The organism is Flavobacterium sp. PL11 (assembly GCF_035985025.1).
Lineage (GTDB): Bacteria > Bacteroidota > Bacteroidia > Flavobacteriales > Flavobacteriaceae > Flavobacterium.
The window spans coordinates 58,159-83,750 of the sequence record NZ_JAXCIA010000009.1 but is presented as its reverse complement, the minus strand read 5'-3'; the positions used below and the strand labels follow the sequence as shown (position 1 = coordinate 83,750).

18 protein-coding genes and 1 pseudogene are annotated in these 25,592 nt (G+C 31.8%); 11 read left to right on the top strand and 8 right to left on the bottom strand.

The window, feature by feature from the left end:
• Window positions 1-262: 262 nt before the first annotated feature.
• From RCH18_RS06780 to RCH18_RS06750, 7 genes are all read right to left on the bottom strand, one after another.
• Entirely contained in the window at window positions 263-1,678 is a 1,416-nt protein-coding gene (locus tag RCH18_RS06780; RefSeq protein ID WP_326935995.1) for an efflux transporter outer membrane subunit, read from the bottom strand.
• 5 nt (window positions 1,679-1,683) lie between these two features.
• The gene (locus tag RCH18_RS06775) at window positions 1,684-4,821 is read right to left on the bottom strand and encodes an efflux RND transporter permease subunit (RefSeq protein ID WP_326935994.1); all 3,138 of its coding nucleotides are present in this window, start codon (window positions 4,819-4,821) and stop codon (window positions 1,684-1,686) included.
• Window positions 4,822-4,843: 22 nt separating this feature from the next.
• Complete coding sequence (locus tag RCH18_RS06770; RefSeq protein WP_326935993.1) at window positions 4,844-5,980, bottom strand: efflux RND transporter periplasmic adaptor subunit; 1,137 nt, start codon at window positions 5,978-5,980, stop codon at window positions 4,844-4,846.
• 678 nt (window positions 5,981-6,658) lie between these two features.
• The gene (locus RCH18_RS06765; RefSeq protein WP_326935992.1) at window positions 6,659-7,297 is read right to left on the bottom strand and encodes an SDR family oxidoreductase; all 639 of its coding nucleotides are present in this window, start codon (window positions 7,295-7,297) and stop codon (window positions 6,659-6,661) included.
• Window positions 7,298-7,346: 49 nt separating this feature from the next.
• Window positions 7,347-8,330, bottom strand: coding sequence for an NADP-dependent oxidoreductase (locus tag RCH18_RS06760; RefSeq protein ID WP_326935991.1), 984 nt, complete (start codon window positions 8,328-8,330; stop codon window positions 7,347-7,349).
• A 514-nt stretch (window positions 8,331-8,844) separates the two neighbouring features.
• Window positions 8,845-9,513 carry an FAD-binding oxidoreductase gene (locus RCH18_RS06755; RefSeq protein ID WP_326935990.1) on the bottom strand — a complete coding sequence of 223 codons (669 nt, stop codon included), beginning with the start codon at window positions 9,511-9,513 and terminating at the stop codon, window positions 8,845-8,847.
• 31 nt (window positions 9,514-9,544) lie between these two features.
• Complete coding sequence (locus tag RCH18_RS06750) at window positions 9,545-9,766, bottom strand: hypothetical protein (RefSeq protein ID WP_326935989.1); 222 nt, start codon at window positions 9,764-9,766, stop codon at window positions 9,545-9,547.
• A 693-nt stretch (window positions 9,767-10,459) separates the two neighbouring features.
• On the opposite strand from RCH18_RS06750, the pseudogene RCH18_RS06745 reads away from it, so the two are divergent.
• From RCH18_RS06745 to RCH18_RS06700, 10 genes and pseudogenes are all read left to right on the top strand, one after another.
• Window positions 10,460-10,823: pseudogene (locus tag RCH18_RS06745) on the top strand (IS1595 family transposase); the annotation flags it as partial.
• Window positions 10,819-11,802 (top strand): DUF3987 domain-containing protein, encoded by a 984-nt coding sequence (locus RCH18_RS06740; RefSeq protein WP_326936029.1) that lies wholly within the window; start codon window positions 10,819-10,821, stop codon window positions 11,800-11,802. The pseudogene RCH18_RS06745 and the gene RCH18_RS06740, both read left to right, overlap by 5 nt.
• A gap of 110 nt (window positions 11,803-11,912) precedes the next feature.
• Window positions 11,913-14,807 (top strand): SNF2-related protein, encoded by a 2,895-nt coding sequence (locus RCH18_RS06735; RefSeq protein ID WP_326935988.1) that lies wholly within the window; start codon window positions 11,913-11,915, stop codon window positions 14,805-14,807.
• A gap of 60 nt (window positions 14,808-14,867) precedes the next feature.
• On the top strand, window positions 14,868-15,209 hold the full coding sequence (locus RCH18_RS06730) for a killer suppression protein HigA (RefSeq protein ID WP_326935987.1): 342 nt from the start codon (window positions 14,868-14,870) through the stop codon (window positions 15,207-15,209).
• Between the two features lie 15 nt (window positions 15,210-15,224).
• Window positions 15,225-16,349, top strand: a complete 1,125-nt coding sequence (locus tag RCH18_RS06725; RefSeq protein ID WP_326935986.1) for a HigA family addiction module antitoxin — start codon at window positions 15,225-15,227, stop codon at window positions 16,347-16,349.
• A gap of 4 nt (window positions 16,350-16,353) precedes the next feature.
• Complete coding sequence (locus RCH18_RS06720; RefSeq protein WP_326935985.1) at window positions 16,354-18,270, top strand: site-specific DNA-methyltransferase; 1,917 nt, start codon at window positions 16,354-16,356, stop codon at window positions 18,268-18,270.
• 38 nt (window positions 18,271-18,308) lie between these two features.
• Window positions 18,309-21,008, top strand: coding sequence for a DEAD/DEAH box helicase (locus RCH18_RS06715; protein ID WP_326935984.1), 2,700 nt, complete (start codon window positions 18,309-18,311; stop codon window positions 21,006-21,008).
• A gap of 34 nt (window positions 21,009-21,042) precedes the next feature.
• On the top strand, window positions 21,043-22,332 hold the full coding sequence (locus tag RCH18_RS06710; RefSeq protein WP_326935983.1) for a hypothetical protein: 1,290 nt from the start codon (window positions 21,043-21,045) through the stop codon (window positions 22,330-22,332).
• Window positions 22,333-22,338: 6 nt separating this feature from the next.
• Complete coding sequence (locus RCH18_RS06705; protein WP_326935982.1) at window positions 22,339-22,560, top strand: hypothetical protein; 222 nt, start codon at window positions 22,339-22,341, stop codon at window positions 22,558-22,560.
• Between the two features lie 1,059 nt (window positions 22,561-23,619).
• Window positions 23,620-24,042 carry a DUF6943 family protein gene (locus RCH18_RS06700; protein WP_326935981.1) on the top strand — a complete coding sequence of 141 codons (423 nt, stop codon included), beginning with the start codon at window positions 23,620-23,622 and terminating at the stop codon, window positions 24,040-24,042.
• Between the two features lie 160 nt (window positions 24,043-24,202).
• Here the strand turns inward: RCH18_RS06700 and RCH18_RS06695 are convergent, their stop codons facing one another.
• Window positions 24,203-25,006 carry a hypothetical protein gene (locus RCH18_RS06695; protein ID WP_326935980.1) on the bottom strand — a complete coding sequence of 268 codons (804 nt, stop codon included), beginning with the start codon at window positions 25,004-25,006 and terminating at the stop codon, window positions 24,203-24,205.
• Between the two features lie 90 nt (window positions 25,007-25,096).
• Here RCH18_RS06695 and RCH18_RS06690 point away from each other — a divergent pair, with 90 nt between their 5' ends.
• Window positions 25,097-25,591 (top strand): thermonuclease family protein, encoded by a 495-nt coding sequence (locus tag RCH18_RS06690; RefSeq protein WP_326935979.1) that lies wholly within the window; start codon window positions 25,097-25,099, stop codon window positions 25,589-25,591.
• The last annotated feature ends 1 nt before the right edge of the window (window position 25,592 follow it).

Genomic DNA, 25,592 nt, shown 5'->3' with positions numbered 1-25,592 from the left:
AGCCGAAATTAATAGGACACTAAAAATAGAATTATTACCATCATTCACAGTAATCTCTATTATGACTTATCGATACTCATTTATTAATGTTGCTAGGTTTCATAGCACCACATTTTTATATCGTATAAATACTTACAATTTAGTTTTAGCAATGACAAGCGCGCTACTAATAAGTTAAAATATATATTCTAATTTTCGTGTTACCTGAACTTTGCAATAAAATATTTTAATAATTCTCCTTTACTAATCGTCTCAACTTATTTTATCTCCATCCACCACCAAGTGCTTCATACAAATTTACGATCGAGTTTAATTGTTGCAGTTTGCTATCTATACTATTTAGCTCTGCACTTAATGCACTTCTCCTTGCTGTTAACAAATCTAAATAGTTGGCATAGCCATTTTTGAGCAACTCTTCTGAATTGGCTTCGGCGGCACGTAAGGCTTCAACTTCAATCTTTCTAAACTCGAACTTTTTAGTTTCAGACTCATAAGAAAATAATGCGTTAGAGACTTCGCTTCCTGCAACTAACAATGTTTTTTTAAATAGAAGTAGGGATTGTTCTTGTTGTGCCAAAGTAACTTCTTTTTGTGTTTTTAATCTTCTTTGATTAAAAAGTGGCTGTGTTAAACTACCAATAATATTTGCAAATAAAGAGTTTACATTTAACAAATTATCTAATTCTAAACTCTGCAAACCTCCAGATGCTGTTATTGTTAACGACGGATAAAAGTTACTTTTTGCCACGTTAGTCAGTTCAAATGATTGAATTAAGCCATACTCTGCTGCCATAACATCAGGTCTATTGCTAAGCAATCTTGCTGGTACACCAAATGTGATCTCTTGTTCTATTTTTTGAATATCTAATCGACTTCTTTCAAAACGCTGTGGTGCTTTACCTAATAAAATACTCAACGTGTTTTCTATTTTAAAAATAGCGATTTCAATATCTACTTGTAAAGCTTTAGCATTATTGTATTGTGCAATATTTTGGTCTACAGCAACTTGCGTTACTTGACCTGCATTTTTTAGTGCTTTAATGGTTTCTACGCTACCTTCTCTGGTGGTAATGGTTTTTTTAGTAACTTCTAATTGGGCGTCTAATGCCAATAAATTATAATAGGTTCTCACAATATTAGAAATTAATTGTGTTTTTACAGCATGGTGTCCAGCGACACTTTGCAAGTAAGCGGCCCGTGTTGCCCTTTTATTACTTCTTATTTTCCCCCAAATGTCCGCTTCCCAAGATAGATTTCCAGTAATATCATATTGATCTACTGCTCCGTTAAATAATGATCCAAATTGACTATTTTTGGATAGTTCTTGATGTGAAGCATTTACCTCAAGACCAATTAAGGGTAAATAACCTGCTTTTCCTTGATTGGCATAAGCTTGTGCTGCTATCATTTGCTGAATTGCAATTCGAATATCCATATTATTTTCCAAGCCTTCTTCTATGTAACGTTGAAGAAATTGGTCAGTGAACAATATTTTCCATGATATATCTGCAATAGACACGCTATCTGTTGACAAATTATCTGTTCTAAACAAGTTTTCTGTGTTTACTAACTCTGGTCTTTTATAATCTTTAGCTACAAAACAACTTTGAAAGGGTAACGAGATCAATAAAATGAAAATAGCTCTGCTAAAAAATTTATATTTATTTGTAGATTTCATAATTTTTATTCTTCAATAGTTGTTGTTGCGGGTTTACTTGACACTTTTTCCTGTAACCACTGAAATAAGATAAATAATATAGGTATTAGAAAAACGCCTAAAAGTGTTCCTACAAGCATTCCTCCTGCTGCTCCTGTACCAATGGAGTTATTCCCTGCTGCACCAACACCTGAAGCAAATACTAATGGCATTAATCCTAAAATAAAGGCAAACGAAGTCATTAAAATTGGGCGTAAACGTGCTTTTGCTCCGTTTATAGCAGCTTCTACAATGCTTTCTCCATTTTTACGTCTTTGTAGCGCAAACTCCACTATTAAAATCGCATTTTTAGCGAGTAATCCGATAAGCATAATTAAGGCAATTTGGAAATAAATATTGTTTTCCAATCCTAATAATTTTGTGCTTAAATAAGCTCCAAAAACTCCTAATGGTAGTGATAATACCACTGCAAATGGCAATAAGTAACTTTCATATTGCGCACTTAGTAAAAAGTAAATAAATAGAATACTTAAGATAAAGATAAACGTTGTTTGGTTTCCTGCATTTACTTCTTCACGCGTCAAACCTGAATAAGCGATTGTATAGTTAGTTGGTAGATTTTTAGCCTCTTCTTCAATAACTCTAATAGCATCACCAGTACTAAATCCTGAGTTTGTGGCTCCTGTAATTGTTGTTGAATTAAATAAATTAAATCGTGTTACAGCTTGTGGACCATACACGCGCTCAAGACTTACAAACTGTGTAATAGGTGCCATTTCTCCTGATGCTGTTCTAACATACATGCTGTTTAAATCATCAACATCGGCTCTGTCTTCTGGTAATGATTGAATATAAACTCTGAATTGTTTACCGAATCTTGAAAAATCTGATGCATAAACTCCTCCAATATAGCCTTGCAGTGTTGAGAAAATACTATTGATGGGTACACCTTTTTCTTTTGCTAATGGCACATTTATTTGCATTTCATATTGAGGATACTTCGTATTAAAAGAGGATTGTGCATATTGAATTTCTGGATGCTTTGTTAATGCCGCGCTAAACTCTTGATTCGCTTTATCTAAAGCTGTAAATTCGCCTCCAAGCTTATCTAATAAATTCACCTCGAAACCAGCAGAATTCCCAAATCCTCTAATACTTGGTGGTGCAAAGAAAATAATATTTGCTTCTGGAATGGTTGAAGCAATTCCAAATAGTTTACCAATAATCGCTTCTGACGATAATGATGTATCATCGCGGTCACCCCAATCTTCAAGTTTTAAAAATCCTATTGCATAGTTGCTGCCAGCGCCACTAATTAAACTCCTCCCTTTTACAAAAGATACACCCACAACTCCTGCCACTTTGCTCGTTTTTGTAAATAGATTTTTAGTTACGGCATCTGTTCTATCTAAAGAAGCTCCTGGAGGCAATTCTATATTGGCAAATATAATTCCTCTATCTTCATTAGGAACAAAACCAGTAGGCGTCGTTTTTGAAGCCCAGAAAATCCCTAGTAAAACCAATACTAATAATACTGCGGATATCCATTTTTTTTTATATAAAAAAGTAACAGATTGTCCATACCTATTTACTGTAGCATTAAATCCTCTATTAAATAATGTGTAAAAACGTTGTAATAGATTTTTTCCCTTTAGCGCTTCATCATCTTTATTTGCTTTTAATAATAAGGCGCATAATGCGGGACTTAATGTTAAGGCATTAACAGCTGAAATCAGAATTGCAATAATTAAGGTAACTCCAAACTGCTCATAAAAGACTCCTGTTGGACCAGTTATAAAAGTGACTGGAATAAATACCGCAGCCATTACCAAAGTGATCGAAATAATGGCTCCAGAAATCTCGTTCATTGCTTTTAGCGTTGCTTTTTTAGGATTTTTTTCACCTTCATCTAATTTAGTGTGGACGGCTTCAACGACAACTATGGCATCATCTACTACAATACCAATAGCAAGAACTAATGCGAATAGCGTTAATAAGTTAATTGAATATCCAAAAACATTCAAAAAAAAGAAAGTACCAATGATAGAAACTGGAACTGCTATTGCAGGAATTAAAGTAGAACGGAAATCTTGTAAAAAGATAAATACCACTAAGAATACTAATAAAAAGGCTTCAATTAAGGTTATAATTACTTTCTCAATCGAAGCATTTAAAAATAAGCTAGTATCATAAGGCACAAAAATGTGTAATCCTTTGGGTAAATCTTTCTTGACTGTTTCTAAAGTCATTTTAATATTTTTTATAATTTCTTGAGCATTAGAACCTTTCGTTTGAAAAATACCCATAAATATTGCAGGATGACCTAAACTCATAGCATTAGACGTATATGATTGTGCATCTAATTCTATCGTTGCTATATCTTTTAGACGAAGAAACGCTCCATCACCTAATGCTTTGATGATAATATCTTCATACTGTTTTGCTTCTTTAAAACGCCCACTATAAGTTAATGCGTATGAAAATGATTCGCCATTATTTTCACCTAGAGAGCCTGCTGCAGCCTCTAAATTTTGTTCTTGTAAAGCAGCTGTAATATCTGACGGGACTAAATTGTACACTGCAAGTTTTTCTGGCTTTAACCATATACGCATGGCGTAATCTTGTTGTGAAAAGATATTAACATCACCAACACCACTAATACGTTGCATGGCAGGTATAATATTTATTTTTAAATAGTTTTGAATAAAGGTCGCATCATAATCCTCACTATCGGTGTACATGGATAAGAACATTAATGCACTTGTTTCCTGCTTTTGGGTAGTGACACCGGTTTGTTTTACCTCTTGTGGCAACAAAGGATTTGCTCTACTAACACGGTTTTGTACGTTAACTGCGGCAATATCTGCATCGGTACTTTGATTAAAATAAACAGTGATTTCAGCGGTACCATTATTAGATGCTGTTGATGTAATGTAGGTCATACCCTCTACGCCATTGATTTGTTCCTCAATAGGAATAATCACACTCTCTAATACAGTTTCTGCATTGGCTCCTGGGTAAGCAGCTGATACCTTAATTGTTGGTGGTGCAATATCTGGATATTCCTCTATTGGTAAACTCGTAATACTAATAATGCCAAGCATCACTATTATAATAGATATTACCGTTGAAAGTACCGGTCTTTCAATGAACGTTTTTAACATGATAAATATTTTTTAGTGGTTACTAATTTTTAAAAGAGGCCTCTATTGGTTTAACAGCCTCATCGAAAGAGATTTCTTTTGGCGAAATTGGTGTTCCGTTTTTTAACTTACCAACTCCAGAAATAATAATTTTATCTCCTTCTTTAAGTCCCGATTTTATCACATATAAATTTCCAACTGTACCTTGTACTTTTATTAAAGTAGATTTAGCTTTATTATCTTTATTTAATGTGTAAATTAAAATATCTTTTTGTTGCTCAAATGTTGCTGATTGAGGCACAACAATAGCATCTTTATATTCCAAAGGAATTCTAATTTTCCCACTATTTCCATTACTTAAAATTTCGTCTGGATTATCAAAGGCAGCTCTTATTGTTATGGTTCCTGTGCTTTGATTGATTTGACCTGTACTTGTTTGAATGCGTCCAGTTTCAGAATAAATCTTTCCATTGGGCAAAACTAGACTTACATCTGCTGCGTTTTTAATGCGCTCTGCTTTGTTTTTACCTTCAACTCGTTGTAAATGGTCTATATATTGCGCTTCGTTAAAACTAAAAAAAGCATACACCTTATTAATTTTACTCACTTTTGTCAAAGGTGTTTCATTATTCATACTAATTAAAGCGCCTTCTCTAAAATTAATAGCTCCAACATAACCATCTATGGGACTTTTAATGGTTGCGTAATTTATATTAGCAATAACGCTACTGTAATTAGCTTTTGCCTGAGTCAAAATGGCTTTAGCGCTTTCTAATTGTACAGCACTAATAATGTTTTTTTCTACAAGAGGAATCAATTTATCTACTTCTACTTGCGCGACGATAATACGTGCTTTTGCTGCACCAGCGTCTTGATTCAAAGATTGTGTTTCTAATTTAAATAAAATTTGACCTTTACGCACTTTTTGACCTTCATCCACTAAGACATTTTGAATATATCCCGAAGTTTTAGCTCTTACATCACTATTGACAATACCTTCTATGTTAGTTGGGTATTCTTGATATCCTGTAACTGTTTTAAGTTTTATTTGTGTTACCGGAAAAGTTGCTGCAGGTGGAGCAACTTTTTTTTCATCCTTTTTACCACAACTTAAAACAAGTAAAAAAATCCCTATCATTGATAGTGTAAATAAATTATTGTTTTTTATTATTAATTTCATAATTATTTATGTTTTCTGTATTTCGTTCTCCTTTTTGTATTTTTCAAAACTTAAGGAACGCTTTATTGTTGAAAATGACCTAGGTCAAACTTCTATTTTTAAAGAAAGATTGACGTGTCTTATTTTTTTAAACATTAAATATTTATGAAATACTAAATTACTTTAATCACATAAATAAGTCATAGTTGAATTTTGCGGCATTGGTTGGATTTGATATTTGATCATGTACTCTTTAAAATATATTTATTATTGGTTGAGGATAATTTTAATTTAATGTCGCCCCATTTAACGTAAAATAGGAACAGACTTGATGCGAAATTTTTGCCAACTCTTGTGCTGGTTCTAAACTTGCTTCTGTACTATTTACTACTAATTCTGATGCTAAACCAAAACTACCATTTTCGATTTGTCCAATGCTTATTTTTGTATTTACACTTGTTTCTTCTTTTTAATCACGAAGTTTAACGCACGATCGAAACAAACTGAATATCCTGCCACAAAAAGCATTTTAGAATTGGTTTAATAATCGCTTATTCTATCCAATTTTTTTAACGTTTTGATTCTAGATCTAAAATAATTTTGCTGCTTTTTACCTGATTATTACAAACACTTGCAGTGGTTACTTCTGCTGTGGACATTATTTTTTTATTGTAATATGTAAAGTGTTATCTATATTATTTATTGCTGATTAACCGCTTTTTCAATAGGTGTTTCACCAGCTAGAATTTCGAAAACTTGATTGTGTTTTGCAATATCATTCAAAACATCAACTAAGGTTTGAGCAACATCTGCTCTTGAAATACTTCCTTCATTATTTATTTTTTCTTCTAACTGAATTTTACCTGTACCTTCTTCATCCGTTAGTGAGCCAGGTCTTACTATAGTATAATTTAAGCCACTTGATTTTAAATAGTTGTCAGCATTTTGTTTTGCTTTCAAATAGTCTTCAAGAGTATCACTGACAGAAGGATCATCAGCTCCCATAGCACTGAGCATAACAAATTTTCTTATTCCAGCATTTTTAGAAGCATCAATTAATCTTTTTGCACCTTCTTGATCTACTCCAATTACATTTTCACCTTGAGATCCTGCTGCAAAAATCACTTTGTCTACATTTATTACAGCATCTTTTAGATCCTGCTCTAGATCGGCTAGCACCACTAAAACATTTTCTTTTTCAAAATAGTCTTTTTGTTCTTGATCCCTTACCATGGCAATAGGATTATAAAGGTCCGAACTTTTCAGTAGTTCAATAATAATTCTTCCTGTGGTACCGTTTGCTCCCGCAACGAGTACATTTTGTTTTTTATTAGTCATATTGTTTTGTCTTTTATCATTACTAATTTTATCTATCGTCTTAAATTTTTTACGACATCCTAATAATCACCTTTCCTTTGGCTCGTCCAGTAGCTAAATATAAATAGGCATCAATACCATCTTCAAAAGGGTAAATCAAATCGATTATGGGTTTAATGTCCCCATCTTCAACCATTTTACTGATTTTATTTAGCTGCTCAACATTGGGCTGCATCCAAGTTAGTTTATAAACAGCAGATTTTTCCTTGATCAGTTTTGATAATTTTTCGGGCAATTTATAATCTTTCATACCCATGTTCTTGGCTGTTTCTGCGTCAGGTGGACCTGATATTGTAGTCACTTTTCCACCCTCTTTTATAATTTCAAAAGCATCAAAGGTGTAATCATTTCCTAAAGTATCAAAAACAATATCTAAATTGTTAGCAACCTTTTTATAATCTTCCGTTTTATAATCGATTACTCGGTCCGCACCTAAAGCTTTGACCCAGTCTACATTTTTGCTGCTGGTAGTAGTATATACAATAGCTCCTTTAGCCTTAGCATACTGAATTGCAAAGGTGCCTACACCACCAGACCCAGCATGAATGAGAATTCTATCGTTCTTTTTAATACCAACATTCTCTAAGGCTTGTATTGCTGTAAGTCCTGTTAACGGCAACCCAGCCGCTTCTTCAAAAGAGCTGTTTTTGGGTTTCTTGGCAACCAAGTCACTAGTGACAGTTACAAATTCTGCTATGGTACCCATTTGTTCTTGTGGCACTCGGGAATATACTTCATCTCCAATTTCAAAATTTTTTACATCTGCACCTTTCTCAATCACCACACCGCTTAAATCGAAACCTATTGTACTTGGTAAGTCTAACGAAATCATATCTTTCAGGTTACCTTCCACCATTTTATAATCAATAGGATTTAATGAAGCTGCTTTCACTTCAACTAAAACATCATTTGGTTTTAAAGAAGGTTTTTCGATCTCATTGATGGATAAGCTCTCTTTGATTTCACCGTATTTTACTATTTGTAGTGCTTTCATGTCAGGTATATATTATTGTTAATTGTCTTTTGCTGTCTGTCTTTTTGATTTTAAAAAAAATATTAATTTGCTAAACTGGGAAATAATTTAGCTACGTATTGCGAAGCTTTTATAGTAAAAAGGATGTTTTTTTACAGTTTAGCTGTTTTAGATCTATCTAATGATAATTCTTTATTTTGTAGAATGCCTCTATAATTGCTGAACATCTACCCACCGAAATATTGAATGTATCAGAATTATAAAAAAAACTGATTAATCGTGCACTGTCAGAATTTAAAATACCAACGGCATCTTTTGCATTAAGATATTGGGGAATTTCTGAGGAAAAAATAAAAGAAAAATTAGCGCGAGTAGGAAACTAATTTTGTTACGAGATATTGTCTTGTAAATAAATTTTCTTCATAATTATTATCAAATAATTTTGCATTAAAAATAAAATTCATTAAAGTAAATTTTTCCAAAGTTTAAACTCAAAAAAAAAGAAAAGCAAATTACTTTTAACAACTTTCAAAAATTATTTCTCAAAAACTACTGCATCAGTTTCAGCTCCTAATTGGGTGAGTGCTTCTGAGATAGCTGTAACAAATTTTGGTGGACCACACACATAAAAGTGCTGTTTAAAGTTGTCTATTTTTTCTTTAAGGAAAGCATAGTCAATTCTTGTGTTTTCATATCCTTCTTTTTTTTCATCAGTAAGAGTGTTGATAAAATTCTCACCAAGCATGTCTTTAAATTCTTCTTTAAGAATGATATCTTTTTCGGTTTTATTGGTAAAAATGAGCTTATTGTTCGCAATTTTGTTATCAGCTTGTAACTGTCTTAGAATGGCAATGAATGGTGTTACACCTGCACCGCCAGCAATAAATACACCTTCACCTTTATATTCAATTGCGCCCCAAACATCACGAATAATAAGTTCGTCACCCTGTTTTAATTCTCCTAATTCTTTTGTAACTCCATCGTGACTATCATAAATTTTGATTGTAAATTCTAGATTCTTGTTATCATTTAAACTAGTAAATGTAAAAGGTCGCTTCTCATTTTTAAGTGCAGGAGTATTTACAGACACTTCTGTTGCTTGTCCAGCTAAAAATTGGAAATCTTCTGGTTTTTGAACTGTGAAACGCTTTACATCATGCGTAACATGTTGAACTGAAATTATTTTTACTATCTGATTTTTCATAGTTTTTTTTTAATATGGATTAGAAATAAATTCATGAATTAGGTCTTCCTTTTAGACGAATATCAATTCGTTGTTTTTTAATGGTCAGCCTTTTCATTAAATCCATTAAGGTTGTTTCTTGAGTCTCTTGATAAATCTTATTGATTTCTAAGACAAGTCGCTTTGCTTCTCTTGAAGCTATTACTCTTTCACTAGTACTCATGTGACTCATTTTGGCGTTTTCAAATAGTGCAGCTTCTTCTAAAATTTCCATATCTATTATATTTCTTATTTATAATTTTGTAAATGCTCATATTAATCATTTATTGGCCCTAAAGAATTATAGTTAGGACGCCATTTTACTTCATCTTTTAAATAGATGGTAATCACTTTTTGCTCTTTCTACTGCGCATCTATAATTTAAAGCGGAGAAATAATGACTTTTATTCTAAAAAAGCAAATGCAAGTTTTGACAATAAGGTAAATGGTATTCAAACTGCATCATCAATAATACAATCTTTCACTTTTCCCATATTGCCAACCTTTACATTACTATTTAAGCTGTATTTTCAATTGTGCTTATTAATTTCGGTTATTTTATTTTTTATCTGTTAGGTAAATTACAATTTATTGAGCAATTTAGCATGGACATCATAAATACTTGCTTAATCATCTCGTTTATTTTAAAAATATCTTCACATTTAAAAAATTCTAATTTTTTAACAAAATTAGAATTTATAATTATCAAGTTAATTATTATTTTTTTTGTAAATATATATTGTAAACTGTGTTGGCAAAAATAATCGTCATTCAAGCGTCAAGTTTCATTCACACTAATCAGTGAATATATATATTATAAATTAGTTACAACTTACAGAATTATTAAAGTTTCATATATAATTCATAGGTTTAAAATTGATTGTTATATAATTTGATAACCTCTGTGTAGTTTAACCCCTTAAAAGATTGCAGTGAGATGTCAACTACTATTAAAAGCTTATCTACCAATTATATGGTCGTTTGCTTTGTGGTGACAAAAAAAACTACACGTTTATTTATGCATAAAATTCGAGAAGCTATGAAATGTTGTGGAAATCATCCCATGACAGAAACTGTTCATGTTAATGAATTTGTTATTGGTGGGAAGGAAAAAGGCGATGTAGGAAGGAGTTATGGCAGCAAGAAGTAAAAGATTGTGACCGCAGCAGAACTAACCGACGAGGGAAAAATTAAAAGAATGTATTCTTTAAAAATCGATAATTATTTCCCTAAAGAATTAGAGACAATATTTGACAAACATTGATAAAAGCGCAAGAATAACGACAGATAAATGAAAAGGTTATTGTCCACTATTTTGGGATTACAATAGCACCCAAATTAAAAGTAGTCTATATTCCTGCCAATACGAGTAATGCAAAAGTAATTCAGCATTTAGATTGGAATGAAGGTAAAGGAATTATTTGTGAAACCGAAGCCGATACATTAGGACAAACATTCAAAAACGAATGGGGTTCTTATTCTGATATGCTTCGAAAATCCTTTCATCACGAGAAAATTTCTGTAAGTCGTAAAACAGATGCCGAGTTTGTCGAAGTAAATGAACCGCAACTTTCAGTTGCATTGTCAGGAACATTAAAACAAATTTTCAATATCATTTCCTCTGCCGAAGATGGTTTGTTTAGCCGGTTCATTTTCTATGTTTTTAAAACGGATGCCGTTTGGCTTGATCCTTCACCAAAAGGAAACCCGATAAATCTAACCGACTTTTTTAAAACACAATCAAGAGAAGTATTGAAAATGGTAGAGTTTTTCGAACGGGATAGTATGATATTGCTTTTGTCAGAGGAACAATGGTCTAAACTAAATAATTCCTTCAGTACTTTTTTACATCAAGTAAACACTTTTGTAAGTGATGATGCCTTGAGTGTGGTAAAACGTCTAGGTATTATTTTATATCGTTTTTGCATGGTTTTTACCGCTATCAGGAAATTTAAAGCGAATGATTATCATACAGAAATCTATTGTACTGATATTGATTTTGAAACTGCTTTAACACTCGTAACAACTTATTTAGAACACAGTGTAATCATGTTTAATAATTTACCAAAACAAGGCGATCAAGGCCCTTTTAAATCAGGGGAAAAGAAAAAACAGTTTTTCGATGCTTTGCCTTTGGAGTTCAAACGCAAGGAAGCAGTTGAAATAGGTAGTGCCTATAAATTATCCGAAAGAACAGTGGATAATTTATTAAAAGCCTGTTTAGGTACACACTTAAAACAGCCTGATTATGGTATTTATGAGAAATTATAAAAGTAATTATCGTAAACTCAAAAGTTAGTTTATATTTACATTAGAATAGATAATTTTAAAGTATCTTGCTACAAATGTATCTGTCCATTTATAAAATTGATATAAAATAAATGATTTTCACTGCTTTTCACGCTAAATATTTTTCCTACGAATTAACAAGACAAAGACCTTCCAATGATCTCGGAAAGCTAACGTCTTCGTTACAAGATGCTCAAGTAGATTTAAATCCGCACCAAGTTGAAGCTGCGTTGTTTGCTTTTCAATCACCTTTATCGCAAGGTGCTATTTTAGCTGATGAAGTTGGGCTGGGTAAGACAATTGAGGCAGGAATTATTTTGTCGCAACAATGGGCAGAGCGTAAAAGAACACTTTTGATAATTGCTCCCTCGAATCTTCGTAAGCAATGGAGTCAGGAATTAGCGGATAAGTTTTTTTTACCTTCGATAATTTTAGAAACTAAAACTTTCAACGAACAAATAAAAAAAGGAAACCTTAACCCTTTTAATCAAAAGAATAATATTGTGATTTGTTCGTATCATTTTGCTAAACATAAAGCAATCTATATTGAGCAAACACCGTGGGAATTAGTTATAATTGATGAAGCACATCGTTTACGAAACGTTTACAAAGCCTCTAATAAAATTGGAAACGTTATTAAAGAGGCGTTGAAGAACAGAAAAAAGGTACTACTTACTGCAACTCCCTTACAGAACTCAATTTTAGAGCTTTATGGTTTAGTAAGCATCATTGATGATTTTATATTTGGAGATTTAAAAAGCTTTAAGAGTCAATATAGCAGGCAATTAGACGAAGGAAATTACGATGAACTAAAAAGCAGGTTACTTCCTATTTGTCATCGAACTTTAAGAAGACAAGTATTAGAATATATTAATTACACAGAAAGAAGGGCATTTTGTGAAGAATTTCTTCCTTCAGATGAGGAACATCAATTATATGAATGGGTTTCTGAGTATTTACAGCGTCCAAAACTCTACGCGCTTCCAAATAGCCAGCGCCAATTAATGACATTGATTTTAAGAAAATTATTAGCCTCGTCAACTTTTGCTATTTATGGAACTTTGGATGCTCTAGTAAAAAAGCTTGAGAAAATTGTGCTTAAAAATCACTTTGATATACTAACTGAATTAGAGTTTGATTTCGATACACTTAATGAATTAAGTGATGAATGGGTAGAGGATGAACAGGAATTACAAAAAGAAATTGAATATACTCCTGAAGACATTGAAGCAATTAATATTGAAATTGATGATTTAAAAAAATATCGTGATTTAGCTCAAAGAATTAGAAAAAATTCAAAAGCTGAACATTTGTTTGTAGCTCTTGAAAAAGCATTTCAAGAACTTGAAAAATTAGGAGCTAATCAAAAAGCATTAATTTTTACCGAAAGTAGAAGAACGCAAGAATTTCTCTATAATCTTTTAGAAGCAAGAGGGCATAAAGATAAAGTAGTCCAGTTTAATGGAACAAATACGGATACTAAATCCAAAGAAATCTATAAAAACTGGCTACTAGAGCACAAAGGAACAGATAAAGTTACGGGTTCCCCTACTGCTGATAAAAGAGCTGCATTGGTCGACTATTTTAGAGATGAAGCAACAATTATGATTGCTACCGAAGCTGCTGCAGAAGGGATTAATTTACAATTTTGTTCTCTTATTGTTAATTTTGATATGCCTTGGAATCCACAGCGTATTGAGCAACGTATTGGTCGTTGTCACCGTTATGGGCAAAAACATGATGTTGTAGTTGTAAATTTCTTAAATATTAAAAATGCAGCTGACAAAAGAGTATATGAATTACTAGATCAAAAATTCCAATTGTTTGATGGTGTTTTTGGCTCTAGTGACGAAGTGTTAGGAGCTATTGGTAATGGTGTAGATTTTGAAAAAAGGATTGCTCAAATTTATAATGATTGCAGAACAGTTGATGAAATAAAAAATGCTTTCGATAGTTTACAAGACGAACTAAGACCTGAAATATCAGAAAAAATACAAACGGTTAGAACTACTTTATTAGAACATTTTGATGAAGGAGTAAAAGAAAAACTTAAAAGTAATTTACTAGAAACAAAAATGCATTTAAGTACTTTTGAAGATAAACTTTGGAAAACAACACGGTATTTTTTAAATGATTATGCTAATTTTTCTGATGACTATTCGTTTCAATTATTTAAAAATCCTTTTCCAAACGAAACCATACATAGTGGGCCGTATATGGTTTTGAAGCCTAAAGAAGGTCAAAAAAAATCAGATGTATTTATTCCAGACGACACTAATATTTATCGAATTGGGCACAAATTAGCACAGCGAATTTTAAGTACTTGCAAGTCAAATAAAACACCTTCAAAAGAAGTTATTTTCAATTATACTGATACACCAACCAAAGTTACTGTATTAGAAAGTTTCATCGGGAAATCAGGTTGGTTTCAAGTACAACACCTGGCGGTAAATTCATTTGAGTTAGAAGATTATATTTTAATGGGGTGCTATACAGATGATGGCGAAAATATCCCTAGTGAAACTTCACAAAGGTTTTTCTCTCTAAATGCGGTAGAAGGAAATAGAGTAGAAGTAACTAATGATATTTTAGCTACTTTCAATGAGCTTATTTATAGAGAACGTCAAACAATTATTTCTGAAAATGCAAATAGGAATAGAGACTTTTTTGATATCGAAATGGATAAGCTTGATCAGTGGGCTGACGATATGAAAATCAGTCTTGAAAAAGAAATTAGAGATTTTGATGCTGAAATAAAACTGCGTAAAGCAGAAGCTAAAAAAATGTTGAATCTAGAAGCCAAAGTTAAGTCGCAAAGACAAATTAAAGAGTTAGAAAAAAAACGCAACGAAAAAAGGCAAACCTTATACTCTGCTCAAGATAATATAGATGATAAAAAGGAAACGTTGTTAAGCGATATAGAAAAACGCTTAAACCAAAAAATTGAACAAAAAGAATTATTCACCATTAAGTGGAAAATGATTTAATTTTATATTTTAATTAACCCAAAAGGTTAATGATAATTAAATAATATTATTTATATTTGCATGATAATTAGTTATAAAAGTAATAAGTTAAGTAAGTCAGTCGAAAGTCCGAGAGCAATAATTAAAAATTATGGCACTAGAGCTAAACTTGTTAATCAAAGAATAGAAGAAATAAAAGCTGCAAAAAATTTAGCTGATTTTCGAAATATACCTAAAGCAAATTGCCATGAACTCTCTAATGCAAACGGAAAAAAAGATTTATTAGCATGTGATATTTCTGCAAACCATAGAATAATTTTTACTCCCAATCACGACCCCATTCCACGAAAAGAAGATACTGGTTTAGATTGGACACTTGTCACAAACATTACAATTATTGATATAGGAGAAGATTATCATTAATTAACACTAACTAAAATGAAGTATAAAACACTAGAGGATATAGAGGCGGCTAAACTTCTTATTTCTCACCCCGGTGAAACCCTAATAGATACTATTGAAGCCAAAGATATTTCTCAAGCTGAATTGGCTAGTCGTATGGGTAGACCTGTCAAAACAATTAACGAAATTATTCAAGGTAAAACAGCAATTACTCCTGAAACAGCTATACAATTAGAACGTGTATTGGGTATCTCTGCTGAATTCTGGATTGAAAGAGAACAAAACTATAGATTAGAATTAGCAGAAATTGCTGAAACAGAAAAACTATTAGAAAAATCGCAATGGCTCAAAAACTTTCCTTTGGTTAGTATGAAAACTTTGGGTTGGATTGATTTCTCAAAAAATGAAATCATCGAACAATTTAATGCAGTTCTTTCTTTTTTCTCCGTTTCAAATGTAGGAGCTTATCACAGTCATTATGAAATTGAAGAAACTGTAGTAGCATATAGAATGATTAATACTGGAGATAAAAATCCACACAATGTTAACGCGTGGTTACGTCAAGGCGAAATACAAGCCCATAAACTACCTACGATAGATTTTGATGCTACAAAGTTTAAAACCGCTTTAGATAGTATAAAAACTATTATGGCAAACCATCCCGATAACTTTTTCGAACAGCTGCAAACTATTTGCCTACAAGCAGGAGTTAAGGTAGTACACACGCCTTGTTTGCCTAAAACCAAATTACACGGTTCAACGCGATGGATAAATAATACTGCTCTAATTCAGTTGTCTAATCAATACCAGAGAAACGATATTTTTTGGTTTACGTTCTTTCATGAAGCAGGGCATATCCTAAAACATGGTAAGAAAGATGTTTTTGTTGAAGGTCTAGATTATACAGCCGAAGGACTTAAAAAAGAAGTAGAAGCTAATGAATTTGCTTCTAAATACACATTTTCGGCTAAAGAAGAAAAAATACTAATGGCCGAAATTGTAAAGCAAGCTGATCAAGTTGCATATATTTATGATTATGCAAAAAAAATAAATACCCATCCAGCTCAAATTATTGGTCATTTAGCAAGGAAAAATATATTACATCCAAGTGTGGGTTGGACACACAATTTTTATAAAAAAGTAGATTTATCTCAAAATTAATAGTATGTCAAAAAACAACCTCCAAAAACTAGAATTAACTTGGATTGGCAAAGGTAACGAACCCAAACTTGAACCAAGAATTCTTATTGAAAACCCAGAATACAGTTACGGAGACCCAAATACCGAAAACATACTCATTCACGGCGATAATCTTTTGGCATTAAAAGCACTAGAACAAGATTTTGCAGGGAAAGTAAAGTGTATTTATATTGACCCTCCATTTAATACTGGAGCAGCATTTGATCACTATGATGATGGTGTAGAGCATTCATTATGGTTAGATTTAATGTACCGTAGAATAACAATTTTATATAATTTGCTTTCTAAAGATGGTTCAATTTTTATTCATTTAGATGATAATGAACTTGATTATTGTAAGATAGTTTTAGATGATGTTTTTGGAAGAAGTAACTTTATTAATAGAATAACAATCGATGCAAGATCTCCATCAGCATTTAGTACAGTAAATCCCGGTGTATTTAAATCTTCTGAATATATACTTTGGTTTGCAAAAGATAAATTTAGCTGGGAAAGTCGAAGTATGCGAATACCTTCAAATAGAGATACTGCTTATAGTAAATTTATTGAAAATAAAGAGAAAAATGAGGAGGAATGGGTAATAACATCATTGAAAAAATCTTTTCTTGAAAATTTAAATAAACCCAAGATTGAAAATATTAAAGTATTTATTAATAGTTTATTCGAAACAATCGAAGGGAATAGTTCAACAGATATTTTTACCTACATAAAAGAAAATTTCCCATATGATCAATTAGTTGATTTAAAAAAATTGGCTAATTATTTAAAAACTAAAATTAAGACTGAAACGAATCTTGACGATTTTTTTGATAAAGTTTATCCGTACTTATTAGAAAAAACAAGTTATAATTTTAAAGATACGGATATTGATAAATATGTTTTTGATAATTCAGGCAATGTATTTAGGGATACTGAAATTAGCGATACAGGTGCTGGTAAAGAAACAGTAGAATTAAAATACATTTCAATTCAGAATCCTGATAAAATATTTAAGCAAAGCAGGACTAATGGTTTGGATGATATTTATATTTTGAATGGAAAACAATTGTCATTTTATTCAAAAAATGTTCATAATGTTGAGGGAGTTTTGACTTCTACAAAATTACTTACTAATATTTGGGAGGATATTTCGTGGGAAGGAATAGCAAATGAAGGTGGTGTTACATTTAAAAAAGGTAAAAAGCCTGAAAAATTAATTCAACGTTGTTTTGAATTAACTACGAATGAGAATGATTATATTTTAGATAGTTTTCTCGGTTCTGGAACGACTGCTTCTGTGGCACAAAAAATGAAACGAAAGTATATTGGTATTGAATTGGGAGAACAAGCATATACTCATTGTTTTAAAAGACTTAAATCAGTTGTTTCTGGTCAAGATCAAACAGGTATTTCAAAATCTTTAAAATGGCAAGGCGGAGGTGGTTTCAAGTTTTATGAAGTAGCCCCAAGTTTATTAAAACAAGATAAGTTTGGCAATTGGGTTATCAGTCAAGAATACAATGCTAATATGCTTGCTGCTGCAATGGCAAAACAAGAAGGTTTTAATTATTTGCCAAATGAAGATAAATTCTGGAAACAAGGTAATTCGTCCGAGAATGATTTCATTTTCACCACAACGCAATTCTTTACCGTAGAGGCTTTAGATAGCATTCACGATGATATGCAAGAAGGAGAAAAAGTATTGGTATGTTGCAAAGCCTTTCAAAAAGAATGTAAAAATAAATACGCTAACATTACACTCAAAAAAATACCCCAAATGTTGTTGGATAGATGCGAGTTTGGTAAAGACGATTACAGTTTAAATATTGTCAATTTACCAACAGATGATGAAGTTGTTGATTTGACTATTCAAGAAATAAGAGATGGAAAAGGCAATGACTAACAAAGTTTATTTTTAACCTATAATTGACCACCACTAAAATGACCAACGACGAACAATTACAACGTATAAAAAACCGTCTTTCACTTCGTGAACCTTTGCAAGAAGCATTAGATATTGTGGCACAAGTATCAGATGATTTAACATTATCTAAACTACCCGATAATGAGGATGAAGCAGTAGCATTTTTACAAACGGAATTAGATAAGATAAAAAACAGTTTTACAACCTGTACCAGTTTTCAAAGAGATTTTCCATCTATTGCTTTTTCAATTGCAACAGGTGTAGGTAAAACGCGTTTAATGGGGGCTTGTATGGCCTATTTGTACTTGCAAAAAGGCATAAAAAACTTTTTTGTTTTAGCACCCAACTTAACCATTTATGATAAATTAATTCAAGATTTTGGTAATCCTGCTTATCATAAATATGTGTTCAATGGTATTTCGGAGTTTGTACACAACAGACCCGTTATCATAACAGGAGACAATTACAACCAACAAGGAAACCTTTTCAAAGAAGGCGAAATTAGAATTAATATTTTCAATATTTCAAAATTCAATTCCGATAACAAAGGGCAAAAGAAAGATGGAATTGCATTAGCACCAAAAATCAAAAGATTATCAGAATATTTAGGACAATCTTATTGGGAATATTTGTCAGGAATACAAGATTTAGTGATACTTATGGACGAAGCACACCGCTATCACGCTGGTGCTTCCAAGAATGCGATTAATGAATTGAAACCAATTTTAGGATTAGAACTAACCGCAACACCATTTGACGAAAAACAAAAACCTTTTCAAAATGTGGTCTATGAATATTCATTAGCACAAGCATTAGCAGAAGGAAAATATGTCAAAAATCCTGCTATCGCAACCAGAAAGAACTTCGATCCAAAAGGCAGAACTGATGAAGAAATTCAGCAAATAAAATTAGAAGATGCCATAAGCATTCATCAAGACACTAGAACAGAATTAGAAGTTTATTCTAAAACTAATGATGTCAAATTAGTAAAGCCTTTTATTCTAGTAGTTTGTAGAGATATAAACCACGCTAAAGAAGTGTATGAATATGTCAATTCAGATGTTTTTTATGAAGGACAATACAAAGGGAAAGTGTTGCAAATTGATAGTTCTACCAAGAAAGAAGAAGAAATTGAAAAGCAATTTTTATCATTAGAAAGTCCAGACAATGAAATAGAAATAGTCATTCACGTGAATATGCTAAAAGAGGGTTGGGATGTAACTAATCTTTATACCATTGTGCCACTTCGCGCTGCAAATGCAAGTATTTTAATTGAGCAAACTATTGGTCGTGGATTGCGTTTACCCTATGATGGAAAGAGAACAGGAGTAGATAAAATTGATAAATTAACAGTAATTGCACACGAAAATTTTGAAGCGGTTTTAGCGGCTGCAAATGATCCAAATTCGGTATTAAATAAAATGAATTTCATTGAAATTCCCGAAGAAGATTTAAAAACTAAAACCGAAGTAGTTACGTCAAAACCAGTTATTGACATAAAACTTGAAAATGAACAAGTTGCCGTTGATAAAATTGAAAATGTAGTAACAAAACAAAAAGCGCAAAATGCACTTGATGCTAAAAAAGCAATTATAAATTCTTTACCTGATTTCAATACGTTACCCGAAGTTCGTAAAGTAGAAGATTTAAATAAACCCGAAGTAAAAAGAAAAGTTATTCGCCAAATAGAAAAAAAATTAAGCGAAGGTCAAGGAAATCTGTTTGCAGTGGATATTCTTAAAGAAGCCGAAGAAACCTATGAAAAGATTGTAGCCTCCTACAAAGAGAATATAATCGAAATTCCAAGAATGGATTTAGTGTTAGGCGAAGTTACCGCAACATTCAATCACTTTAATTTAGATCTTACCGAATTTAATTATCAAGCATTAGATCAAGAGATAATCAGAATGGGATTAAGAGATAAATTGATTGAAACCATAAAAGCAAAATCAAGCGGTTCTTATGGTAATCCTGTAAAAATGATAATTGCAGAATTAATTGATTATCCTGAAATCGATTATGACGACAATGCAGATTTATTATACCATTTGGCGAATCAAGCCTATGATTATATTCTTGAAAATAGTGTAGAAAAAGATAAAATACACCAAACTATATTTCAATTCAAGTCAGCCATTGCAGATAAGATATACAACCAAATGAAAGTACATTTTACACTTTCAACACCTGATTATGTAGCACCACGAGTATATGCATTTACCAAGATTGAACAATGGAATTTTTCCGCTTTAATCAATGCAGGATATAGAGATTATAGAGAAGTGGTTGTACCAACAATATCAGTTGCTAAATATGTTTTTAGAGGTTTTGAAAAAGCCTGTCATTTCGAATATAAATTTGACAGTAAAACAGAACAAGATTTAGCATTTGTAATAGAAAACGATGCTAGAGTAATTAAATGGCTTCGTCCAGCATCCAATCAATTCCGTATGTATTGGGACAATAATTCAAAAAGATACGAACCTGATTTTATTATAGAAACAGAAGATACAATCTATATGGTTGAACCAAAATCATCGGCCAATATGAATGATTCCGATGTTTTAGCCAAAAAAGAAGCAGCAGTAAAATATTGCAAATACGCTTCCAAATTCACCGCTGAAAACAACGGTAAACCTTGGAGGTATTTATTAGTTCCACACAATGAAATATCAAGAACAATCAATTTCGATTTATTAATTGCAAAGTTTAGTTAAGAATGATTATGAAAGCCAATAAATACAAATAATTATGACAGCAATAGTAGGTATTTTAAATAAGCAAGCAGTAGCAATGGCAGCCGATAGTGCTGTAACTATTGGAGGTTCTAATGGTAAAAAAATATTTAATAAAGCAAACAAAGTATTTGCATTGTCTAAATGCCATCCTGTGGGTATTATGATTTATAATGCGGCATCTTTTATGGGTACACCTTGGGAAACAATAATAAAAGTTTACAGAAAACAATTAAAAGACAAATCCTTTAATACCCTCAATGAATATCAAGTTGATTTCCTTGCGTTTTTAAAGTCTAAAAAATATTATACTGATGATACTATACAAAGTGATTTTTTAAAGCTTTTCACTTTAGATATTGTAAATTTAATCATTAATGATGCTATCGCTATAAATAATAGTATTACCCTAAATCCTACTGCTGAAAATAGAGTTGTTTTTTTAGAAAATCTTGAAGTGAAAGTTGATAATTTGATGAATAACTGGATTATTCAGACTAATTTTTGTCCAGAATTTGAAGATTATACTTTTGAAAATTTCGAAGCATATTCTAATGATATTTTTAATGAAATAAATGAAAATAGATTTATTCAAAATGAGATTATTGTTTCAGATGAATTATTTTTAAAAATTAAGAAAACAGTTTTTTATCTATTAAGAGCAAAAGAAAATTTCAACAGTTTTACAGGTTTAATATTTACTGGTTTTGGTGAAGATGAAATTTACCCTAGTTTAATTCCTGTATTTATTTCAATGGTAATTGACAACAGATTGCATTACTTTATTGATGACAACCAAATTGCAAAAATATCTAATGATAATTCTGGATCAATCAATCCTTTTGCACAAACAGACGTTATTAATACAATACTAACAGGTATAGATCCTTCGTTAAACACTATTTATTTGAATAATTTTGAAGAACTTTTGAAAAAATACAATCAAACTATATTGGCCGCTATAGGCGATACTAATCCTCTTCTTACAGAACAGATTAGTAATCTCGATATTAACGCTATTGTAGGTGAATTTAATAGTTTAAACCAGCAAATAAAAAGAGAGAATTATATAGTTCCTTTAATGGATGCTGTTAGTAATCTTGATAAAGAGGATTTAGCCGAAATGGCGGAAAGTTTAATATATTTGACTTATTTAAAAAGAAGAATTACCTTTGCAGAAGAGAGTGTTGGTGGTCCTGTAGATGTTGCTATAATTTCTAAAGGAGATGGCTTTGTTTGGATTAAAAGAAAACACTATTTTAGACCAGAATTAAATCAACATTTTTTTGATAACTATTTTAAATAATCTTTTATGAGCTTACTGACTTTTAATAATGATCTTACGAGTACTTTAGAAGTAACCAAAGACGTTCTTTCGGTATTCAGACAAAGTAATGATAAAAAAATTACAATACGACAAGGTATGTCCATAAGCGAAATATCAGAGGTTGTTTCGGAAAAGATTATAAATGTCGTAAAAGAACAATTCGAGATTACTAAAGAAGATTTTGAAACAAAAACAGTTAAGAAATAAATTTAGAGATAAAAAATTATCGGATATTAATATATTATTTCTAAAAGGTTTTTAAAACATCATTTACGTTAAAAAGAATAAGAGGCAATCAAGCGGTCTCTCTTCGGTCGTTTGCTTTGTTCCGTTCGGCTGTTCCAGTCGGTCAACCAAATATTTTCATAATAACTTTTAGTATAAATTAGGGAATCTTATCTCTTAATAACTATTTAGGTTTCCCTCCATTCCACAGGCACTTCACAGCACTATAAAAACAGCAGCTTGAAAACAATCAGCTATTTTTTCAGCACTGTTTCGTTCCTCATCTTCACACGCGATCTTCCTGCGTTCGTCGGGGCTATTACAGCCACAATACAGCTTTAAGAACTTCTCGTTTCCATACTAGAAATATTCTGCATTAAGCAGTATTATGTCTGTCGCCCCTTGTTTTTTCAGCGGTTGCTCCTTCGCACAGCTATCGGGGTTGGCTCCGTTATCACTTTGCCCTAAATCAAGGAACGCCAAAGGCTGTCTTTTATTTTTTCCCCGCCGTTTCACGCTCATATCCGCTTCATTTCGCTACGTTCCTTCGCTCAATTCCCGCGTTTATGGTAGCCGTTCGATTGCCGCAACACCACCAACTTCGCTCCTCATACGCAAATAAAAGTTCCTTGTTCCTGAAAAACGGGACAACACTTTTTTTTGCTTCTTGCGGTGCTTGGGGGTGTTTGATTGCCGTTTCCATAAGAACGTTCTCCTAAAAAACAATGCTTACCAATGATATTTTGTGCTAACAAGAAAAAAAAATAAATAAAAAGAAAGCAAATTTAAGTTACGGTTTCAAAAAGTAAAGTTCAAGCCCTCTGGGTTTTTGAAAAAATCTCCACCCTTACATTTTCAGTACAACTCTTTTTCTCCGCCGATAAGCATCGGATTCCATTGCAATAGTTGGGTAGTATTTTTTCAAAAAAACTTGACTCCTTTTGAAACCTCCACTTTTGAGACGTCTTTCTTTTTTTTCTTTTTCTTTTAAAAATGATATGGTGCGGAGCGTAGCGAAAGCATCATTTTAAACCAGAAGTTATGCCGAATCCAATCATTAAAACGCACAGAAAAGAGTCAGTTTGCCGAGATAATCAGATTTACATCTTGAGCAAAGGCTTGAATAGTGGAAAGCCTCAAAAGACAGCTTTTACAAATAGCTTTGTTGTCACTTTTTCAAGCAAAGAAGAAGCAGAGACAATTTACTGGCTTATTTATAGTTTATGGAAAGCTGATTTTTGGCATCAATATCTTTGCGGTTCCGTAATTCCATTTTTACGGATTCACGAATTCAAGAAAAACTTTATTCCGAATCTGAATAATATGTTGGAAAATATGGAGCAGCACCATAAACAAGTTAAAGCTTTGCAAATTATTGAGATAAAAGAAAAGCAATTTCAGGAAAGTTTAGTTTTAATGGATCAAATGAGAAGTACGATTTTAGCGCATTATTTTAAAAAGTAACATAATATTCCGACTAATACATATTTGCTCTTTATTCGCCCTATATGTCATACATAAGTCCACATTATAGATAAATTAGTAAAAAACAAAAAGCCCTCTCGTTAGAAAGGGCTTAGATTGCAAATTTGCAAAGTTTGCATTCTTGCAAACTGATGGTGTTTTAGAAAATATCTTCTATTTTCAAAGCGTTACCCGCATTGAATAAATAGTAGTTATTTCCAACTTTCTGATAAAATTCAATTCCAATACTACCAATTACTGATACATCTGTATTTAATGTTGGTGCTCCCGATAATGTAGCAGTAACTTCAATTAGAGAGGTTGCAACATCTACAGGAGAATAATCAGAATAAGCAACATTTGACATTTGATTCAATACCGAATCAGAAGGTTCGTAATTTCCCGTTACTGAATTGTAAATAAAATCAGCAACTACAGAAACTGCATTAATGATCCTAAAATGTGTTGCTCCAGAAGGAATGTTTAAGTAATTCAGCGGATTAAATGCAGCAATACTTAAAGTGCTTTCAATTCTTGAAGCAGTTGGAGTTAACGTGAAAGGAGCATTAAAAACACCATTAAATGAAATGTTACGATTAAAATCTAATCCTTTCAGATATTGAGGTTGTTGAGAAATAAGAATTGCTCTTTGTCCTCTGGCTTCAGAGCCATCTTCAATATTTATTTTTTTCATAATAGCAGTTAGTCTTCCTGTAAATTGGCTATCAGTCATTTGTTTCATTAAAGCTGATAAAGCAATTCTAACAGATTTTCCTGCCATTGCACATGCTGCAAACTCAGACATGTTTTCACGTGTACGGATAAAACCAGGTGCAGTTTTTACTTGTTCTGCTGTTGGTCCACCTTTTAACCCTGCAAAGTAACCGGCGTTACCTTTAATTTTGAAATGACGAATTTCACCTAACGTCCCGACATATTTAACATGTCCTTTCTGTCTAGCCATATGCTATCAATTTTAAATTATGTTATATAAAAATTTTATCCTAAATTTATAACGTAAAGTATTGATAAACAAGATATTAAATAAAGCAAAATGAAGCATTTTAACGCTAACGAAATAACAATTAAAAAAAACCTTCTGAAAATTATAATGTTTGTTGATGGTGATGGAATTATTTTAGAAGATATTATTTCAAAAAGAAAAATTGAAGTTAGATTTTTAGGGATAGATGCACCCGAAATAAATTATTGTGATAAGATAAAAAAAGATGAAAAAGAACTTCAAACACCTGCTGCACTTTTAATAAAGTTAGGTTTTCTATCTTTTGAATTTTTAAAGGATCAAGTTAATTTAGGTGATTTTTGCACTTTAGTACAGGAACAAAATAATTTATTTGATAAATATGGTAGGCTATTAGGTTACTTAGTTTTGAATGATGGCAGAGTATTAAACGAAATTATGATAAAAGAAGGCTATGCGAAGCCATATAACGAAGTGTTTTGCGAAATGCTTCCATTGTATCAAGAGTGGAATTTACAAGCTAAAAACAGTCAAAAAGGACTTTATGCCATTGTAAATAAATTCTAAA

Coding starts and splice junctions, on each gene's coding strand:
- RCH18_RS06755 (WP_326935990.1), bottom strand. CDS start 9,513: ATGAAAAATCAGATAGTAAAAATAATTTCAGTTCAACATGTTACGCAT.
- RCH18_RS06735 (WP_326935988.1), top strand. CDS start 11,913: ATGATTTTCACTGCTTTTCACGCTAAATATTTTTCCTACGAATTAACA.
- RCH18_RS06770 (WP_326935993.1), bottom strand. CDS start 5,980: ATGAAATTAATAATAAAAAACAATAATTTATTTACACTATCAATGATA.
- RCH18_RS06725 (WP_326935986.1), top strand. CDS start 15,225: ATGAAGTATAAAACACTAGAGGATATAGAGGCGGCTAAACTTCTTATT.
- RCH18_RS06765 (WP_326935992.1), bottom strand. CDS start 7,297: ATGACTAATAAAAAACAAAATGTACTCGTTGCGGGAGCAAACGGTACC.
- RCH18_RS06750 (WP_326935989.1), bottom strand. CDS start 9,766: ATGGAAATTTTAGAAGAAGCTGCACTATTTGAAAACGCCAAAATGAGT.
- RCH18_RS06705 (WP_326935982.1), top strand. CDS start 22,339: ATGAGCTTACTGACTTTTAATAATGATCTTACGAGTACTTTAGAAGTA.
- RCH18_RS06695 (WP_326935980.1), bottom strand. CDS start 25,006: ATGGCTAGACAGAAAGGACATGTTAAATATGTCGGGACGTTAGGTGAA.
- RCH18_RS06780 (WP_326935995.1), bottom strand. CDS start 1,678: ATGAAATCTACAAATAAATATAAATTTTTTAGCAGAGCTATTTTCATT.
- RCH18_RS06690 (WP_326935979.1), top strand. CDS start 25,097: ATGAAGCATTTTAACGCTAACGAAATAACAATTAAAAAAAACCTTCTG.
- RCH18_RS06720 (WP_326935985.1), top strand. CDS start 16,354: ATGTCAAAAAACAACCTCCAAAAACTAGAATTAACTTGGATTGGCAAA.
- RCH18_RS06730 (WP_326935987.1), top strand. CDS start 14,868: ATGATAATTAGTTATAAAAGTAATAAGTTAAGTAAGTCAGTCGAAAGT.
- RCH18_RS06710 (WP_326935983.1), top strand. CDS start 21,043: ATGACAGCAATAGTAGGTATTTTAAATAAGCAAGCAGTAGCAATGGCA.
- RCH18_RS06775 (WP_326935994.1), bottom strand. CDS start 4,821: ATGTTAAAAACGTTCATTGAAAGACCGGTACTTTCAACGGTAATATCT.
- RCH18_RS06715 (WP_326935984.1), top strand. CDS start 18,309: ATGACCAACGACGAACAATTACAACGTATAAAAAACCGTCTTTCACTT.
- RCH18_RS06700 (WP_326935981.1), top strand. CDS start 23,620: ATGCCGAATCCAATCATTAAAACGCACAGAAAAGAGTCAGTTTGCCGA.
- RCH18_RS06760 (WP_326935991.1), bottom strand. CDS start 8,330: ATGAAAGCACTACAAATAGTAAAATACGGTGAAATCAAAGAGAGCTTA.